Raw genomic sequence first — 808 nt, 5'->3', positions numbered from 1 at the left:
ACGCAGGAGATCCCGGTGCCGGCGCGCGGCAGCCCGTCGGGTGGGCTGACCGCCCCCGCCGGCACCGGGATCTCCTGCGTCGGCAGGTCGGGGCACACCTCGGCGACCCGGTAGGTGTCCCGCCCGGCGGCCTTCGCCGCGTAGAGCGCGTCGTCGGCGGCCTCCAGCACCTCCCGTCCGTTGCTGCCGTGGTCCGGGTAGACGGCGATGCCCACCGACACCGTGATCATGATGGGTCCCGCGTACGCCTCGACGGCGACCGGCGTCTCCCGGACCGCCGCGCCCAGCCGCTCCGCCACGATCGCCGCGCCCCGGGCGTCGGTCTCCGGCAGCAGCAGCACGAACTCCTCGCCGCCCTGCCGGAAGGCGAGGTCGACCTCCCGGATCTCGCCGCGCACCCTCCGGGCGAACTCGGCCAGCACGGTGTCCCCCGCCGCGTGCCCGTACGTGTCGTTGACGTCCTTGAACCGGTCCAGGTCCAGCGCGAGGACGCTGAGCATCCGGCCGAACCGGCTGGCCCGCTCCACCTCCCGCCGGATCGACTCGCGCAGGTAGCGGTAGTTCCACAGCCCGGTGAGCGGATCGGTGAGCGAGAGCCGCTGCGCCTCCTCGTGCACCCGGACGTTGTCCACCGCCACCGCCGCATGCCCGGCGAAGGTGCGCAGGGTGACCAGGTCGTCGTCGTCGAACTCGTCCGCGCCCAGCCGGTCGTAGAGGGCCAGCACGCCGAGCGCCGCAGCCCCGGCCTCCTCGCCGGGGGCGCCGGGGGCGCCACCGACCGGCGCCGCGGGCCCGCCCGGGGTGGCGG

Annotated in this window: 1 protein-coding gene; it reads right to left on the bottom strand. The window is 75.9% G+C overall.

The window, feature by feature from the left end:
• A partial coding sequence (locus tag EAD98_RS00220; RefSeq protein WP_233583647.1) for a GGDEF domain-containing protein occupies positions 1–808 on the bottom strand: 808 nt, incomplete at both ends.

The organism is Micromonospora sp. CV4 (assembly GCF_003667455.1).
GTDB lineage: Bacteria > Actinomycetota > Actinomycetes > Mycobacteriales > Micromonosporaceae > Micromonospora.
Note: the sequence above shows the minus strand (reverse complement) of the source record. Positions and strands in the feature narration are given on the sequence as shown.